Annotated in this window: 4 protein-coding genes; 1 reads left to right on the plus strand and 3 read right to left on the minus strand. The window is 73.1% G+C overall.

Annotation, left to right across the window (positions count from 1 at the left end; translation table 11 throughout):
- Positions 1 to 58: 58 nt before the first annotated feature.
- Positions 59 to 703: a hypothetical protein gene (locus ACOV8S_RS10200; RefSeq protein WP_448317471.1), complete on the plus strand. Its 645-nt coding sequence runs from the start codon at positions 59 to 61 to the stop codon at positions 701 to 703.
- 87 nt (positions 704 to 790) lie between these two features.
- On the opposite strand, the gene ACOV8S_RS10205 is transcribed toward ACOV8S_RS10200, so the two are convergent.
- From ACOV8S_RS10205 to ACOV8S_RS10215, 3 genes are all read right to left on the minus strand, one after another.
- Positions 791 to 1,540 (minus strand): hypothetical protein, encoded by a 750-nt coding sequence (locus tag ACOV8S_RS10205; protein WP_448317472.1) that lies wholly within the window; start codon positions 1,538 to 1,540, stop codon positions 791 to 793.
- A 118-nt stretch (positions 1,541 to 1,658) separates the two neighbouring features.
- Positions 1,659 to 2,618, minus strand: coding sequence for an N-acetylmuramoyl-L-alanine amidase (locus ACOV8S_RS10210; RefSeq protein WP_448317473.1), 960 nt, complete (start codon positions 2,616 to 2,618; stop codon positions 1,659 to 1,661).
- A gap of 113 nt (positions 2,619 to 2,731) precedes the next feature.
- Positions 2,732 to 3,388 (minus strand): class I SAM-dependent methyltransferase, encoded by a 657-nt coding sequence (locus tag ACOV8S_RS10215; RefSeq protein WP_448317894.1) that lies wholly within the window; start codon positions 3,386 to 3,388, stop codon positions 2,732 to 2,734.
- Positions 3,389 to 3,470 lie beyond the last annotated feature (82 nt).

Below are 3,470 nucleotides of genomic sequence, written 5' to 3' on the forward strand. Positions count from 1 at the left end.
GGGCCGGGGGGTGGGTGACGCTGCGGGGAGAACCGTTCTCTTCCCCGGAGGCACACCCATGCCCGTCACGATGCGCCGCCTGGTGCTGGCCGTCACCTTGTGCTGCGCCCTCGTCGCCGGCACCGCCGGCTGCGGCAGCGAGGAGCACTCCACCTCCTCCCCGCAGGCGAACACGCAGGCGCACCCCAAGTCCGTCGACGACCAGGCCATGGCGCAGATGCAGGCCGAGGCGAACCAGGCCCAGGCCCAGGAGATGCGGGCCGAGCCCACGCCCACCAGCTCCGCCGAGAAGCAGAAGTTCGCCAAGACCCGCTTCGTGGTGAACGCCGGCCTCGCCGCGGGCGCCACCTACCAGTGGATCGTCAAGCCGTTCCGTTCGGGCAAGTTCAAGAAGGGCGCCGACGGCCGCCGGCTGTCCCTGGTGAAGGCCGGCCTCGCCGGCGTCTTCACCTACAACCGCCTCAAGGCGGCGCTCGACAACGCCAAGGGGGACCCCACCCTCTCGAAGGCGGTCGCCCCGCTGGAGGAAGGCCTCGAGAAGCTGAAGGACCTGCCCAAGCAGCTCCGCAAGGGCGACAACACCGACGACATCGTCAACAACTTCGACAGCATGATCAGCGACGTGAAGGACGCGGGCAAGTCCGCCGGCGCCGAGGTGCAGGACAAGGTGCCGTCCGCCGGCCAGCTGCAGAGCGACCAGTGAGGCGGACCCCGGCGCGTCCCTGACGCGGCACGACGAAGGCCCCCGCCGGTCACCGGCGGGGGCCCTGTCACGAGTTGACGGGAGTCGTCAGCCCCGCTGGATGCCCGAGGAGTCCTGCAGCAGACCGCGGCGGCCGTCCTGGGTCTGCGCGATCAGACCCGGACCCCGCTGGTCGACCGCCAGGTACCAGACGCCCGGGGCGAGTTCGGCGATCTGCGTCGGCGAACCGTCCTCCGCGTACAGCGCGCGCGGCGCCGGCACGGCGAACCAGAACGGCGAGAACTCCGGCGACGGCTGCTGCGGCTGGCCCTGCGGACCCGGCCCCTGCTGCGGCTGGCCGCCGAACTGCGGCTGCTGCACCCCCGGGTAGCCGTACCCCTGCGGAGCCTGCGCGCCGTAGGGCTGCTGCGCGGCCGGACGCGGCGTGGCACTGATCAGCGGCGCCTTGAGCGCCTCCACCGCGCCCTGGGCGACCGCCGCGCCGGCCAGCACCAGCGCCGCGATGAAGCCGAGGATCAGCCCGGCGCCGGCGCCGCCCTCGGAGTCCAGCAGCGTCCACAGCAGGTACCAGAAGGCGAACACCGTGAAGGCGACGCCGACGGTCCCGAGGTCGTGGCCGGCCACCTTGCGGGGCTGCGGCAGGCACCGGTTGACGACGATCAGTGCGGCGCCGATCACGCCGCCCATGAAGACGCCCAGCGCGACGGCCAGGTTGCTCCAGGCCGTGAAGGAGATGCCGTAGTCGTTGTCAACGAGGTCGAGGAACGACGCGATGAACAGCAACAGCGCTGCTCCGATCACCACGCCGTCGCCCCGAGTGAGGGAGCGGATGTTCACTACAAGTCCTTCGTCGTCTCGTGTCGTCGTGTCGTACCGGGCTCTGCCGCGGATTGGACCCTACCGTTCGCACCGTCACCGCGGTCACCCGGTGGGCAGGTCCACGCACGTGCGACGCTCATCCGCCCAGGAACCCCACGATTCCGTCGGAAATGCCCTGTGCGGCCTTCTGACGCCACTTGCCGCTGGTCAGCAGCGCGGCGTCCTTGCTGTTCCGCATGTTGCCGCACTCGATGAACACTTTGGGGACCTTCGACAGATTGAGACCCCCCAGATCCTTCCGCGTGACCAGCCCGGTGCCGTCGCCCACGTAGTCGGAGGGCGCGCTGCCGGTGGCCCGCACGAAGTTGCCCGCCACGCGTTCCCCCAGCTCACGGGAGGGACCGACGATCGGGCGGGTGTCCGCGCCGCCCCCGGTGACCGCGCCGGGGAGGATCACGTGGAAACCGCGGGCGTCCGCCGAGGAGCCGTCGGCGTGCACCGACACCACGGCGTCCGCCTTCGCCTCGTTGCCGATCCGCGCCCGCTCGTCGATGCACGGCCCCCACGGGCGGTCGCCGTCCTGCGTCAACTTCACCATGGCGCCCTGCTCCTCCAGCAGGGTCCGCAGGCGCCGGGACACGTCGAGGGTGAACTTCGCCTCCGCGTAACCGGCGTTGGTCGACGTGCCGGTGGTGTCGCACTCCTTGCCGCCGTTGCCGATCCGCACGGTGCGGTTGATCTCGGCGGTGTGCGCGGCGTTGCCGGTGTTGTGCCCCGGGTCGATCACCACCACCTTGCCGCGCAGCGGACCCGAACGGGCGGGCGGCCTGGCGGTGGAGGAGGCGGAGGGCGTGGAACTCCCGCCGGGAGTGGGTGACTTGGCGTCATCGTCCGGTGAACCACTGCCGGCCGCACGGGAGTCGGGCGACGAGGCGGCGTCGGAGCGGCCGCCGTCGTCCGGGCCGCCGGTCACCGCCCGCTGGACGGCCACCCCCGCGGCGGCCAGCGCCACCACCAGGGCGGCGATCAGCGCGCGGCGGCCCCGGCGGGGACGCGGCGGGGGAGCGGGATCGAATTCCGGGCCTGCGTACGACACGGTGCGAGCCTAACGGGGCGGTGGCGGCTTCCCCGGCGGGGTCGGCCCCGGTGGCTTCCGGCCCGGCTCTCGGACTCCCGTGCTCGGACGCCCGGCCCTCGGACGCCCGGCCCTCAGACGCCTGTGCCGGTGCGCCGCAGGACGCGGAGCGTGCCGGTCGCCGAGACCTCGGTGAACGCGCCGGACTCCAGCGCCCGCAGGTACACCCGGTACGGGGCCTGGCCGGTGAACTCGTCCAGCTTGACGGGGAAGACGTCGTGGATCACCAGCAGTCCGCCCGGCGCGACGTGCGGGGCCCAGCCCTCGTAGTCGGCGTTCGCGTGCTCGTCGGTGTGCCCGCCGTCCACGAACACCAGGCCCAGCGGCGCGCCCCACACCGAGGCGATCTGCGGGGAGCGCCCGACCAGCGCCACCACGTGCTCCTCCAGGCCCGCCCGGTGAAGGGTGCGGCGGAAGGCCGGCAGGGTGTCCATCACCCCCAGCTCGGGGTCGACGGTCTGCGGGTCGTGGTAGTCCCAGCCGGGCTGCTGCTCCTCGCTGCCGCGGTGGTGGTCCACGGTGAGCGCGAGGACCCCGGCCCGGCGCGCGGCGTCCGCCAGCAGGATCGTGGAACGCCCGCAGTAGGTGCCGACCTCCAGCAGCGGCAGACCCAGCCGGCCGGCCTCGGTCGCCGCCGCGTACAGGGCGAGGCCCTCGTCGGCGGGCATGAAGCCCTTGGCGGCCTCGAACGCCGCGAGGACCTCGGGGGCGGGGTCGACGGTCGTGGCCATGGTGCTCCTCGGGAGGTACGCGCGGGTGCGGGCGGTGGTGCGGGGGTGGTGCGCGCCCATGCTGCCGTACCGGGTTCCGGGG

The organism is Streptomyces sp. CO7, from assembly GCF_053474865.1.

Bases quoted from the DNA above. Each gene is read 5' to 3' on its own strand.
- ACOV8S_RS10215 (WP_448317894.1), bottom strand. From the start codon at position 3,388: ATGGCCACGACCGTCGACCCCGCCCCCGAGGTCCTCGCGGCGTTCGAG.
- ACOV8S_RS10200 (WP_448317471.1), top strand. From the start codon at position 59: ATGCCCGTCACGATGCGCCGCCTGGTGCTGGCCGTCACCTTGTGCTGC.